Annotated in this window: 2 protein-coding genes; both read right to left on the reverse strand. The window is 69.2% G+C overall.

From position 1 onward, the window contains the following. A partial coding sequence (locus F3T56_RS45920; RefSeq protein ID WP_149831378.1) for a discoidin domain-containing protein occupies nucleotides 1–555 on the reverse strand: 555 nt, incomplete at its 3' end. Nucleotides 556–650: 95 nt separating this feature from the next. Next, a partial coding sequence (locus F3T56_RS45925; RefSeq protein ID WP_342787075.1) for a carbohydrate-binding protein occupies nucleotides 651–1,220 on the reverse strand: 570 nt, incomplete at its 5' end.

Consider the following 1,220-nt stretch of genomic DNA (forward strand, 5'->3'; position numbering starts at 1 on the left):
GGCACCGAGGGTGAGGTCGTCGCGCAGGTAGTTGAAGACCTGGAGCTCGCTGACACCTGCCTGGGCACTCCCCTGCCCACCGGTGAACATCAGCCGGACGAAGCGCGTTCCCGGCCGGGTGAACAGGTGCACTTCCCCGCGCGCCACGGCTCGGTTACGGGACCGGTCGGCGATGGTCTTCCACCGGCGACCGTCGGACGAAGCCTCGACCACGTACGGGTAGGCCACGCCACGGTCCGGGAAGATGACCTTGACCTTGCGCAGGTTGTCGTACCCGCCCCCGAGGTCGACAGTGAGCCATTCCCGGGCGCCGGCGCGATCGGGGTGCCAGGACGTCGTCGGGTCGCCGTCGATGGCCAGCCCGGCCTGTGACGAGCCGCTGCTGGCCGTCGCCGAGGCCCAGGCCTTGGCGGCGATATTGCTTTCGATCGGCTTGATGTCCGCGCTTCCGTAGATCGCATTCGCCGGCGCGGGCACCATGAGTAACGTCGCGGACACCATGGTGACCAACGTCGTCGTGACCGCGATGACGCGGGCCGGACGCTTGCTGCTCATTCCTTCTCCTGACCATGTGACGGTGTCGTGGTCCGAGGCAGGCGGTGCCGCACGCTCTGCCGGTCGGAGAGGAGACCGGCAGAGCGTGCAGCGGGTCAGGCAGCCGGGGCAGCGGCATCGAGGCAGTCGATGTTGGGTAGTCCGGCTGCCGTGGTCGGATCCAGCCGGATGGTGTTGCTGCCGGCTTTCAGCGAGACGGTTGCGGTCTTGGTCGACCAGTTCGACCACGCGCCGGTGGTCTCGAAGGAAACGGGTCCCACCATGGTGCCGTTGACGACGAGGTTCGCCGGCCTCGCCCCGGCACTGGCGGCGTTGGCGAACCGGATCCCCACCGTCGCCGTGCGGGCGGTCTCCGAGTTCACGGTGAACTGCGCGTACGAGCCCGCGGCATTGGCGCCGTTGCAGAACCCGCTGCCGGAGAAGCCGGAGTGATCCGAGTCGATCGTGCCCTGGCACTCCGCCGGGGCGATCTCCACCTCGTAGCGGACCCCCGGCGGCGGTGGTGTGTCGCCGGAGGTCTTGACGAGTGAGAGCTGGTCGACGATGACGCCGCCGGAACCGGACGCCCGCACGGTGACGGTGGCGGCCCCGCTGGGTAGCTCGATGCCGGTGAGCTCGCGCTTGGCCCAGCCGCTCGACGACGGGATGCTGAGGGTGCGTTGGCT

The organism is Streptomyces tailanensis (assembly GCF_008386495.1).
GTDB classification, from domain to species: Bacteria; Actinomycetota; Actinomycetes; order Streptomycetales; family Streptomycetaceae; genus Streptomyces; species Streptomyces tailanensis.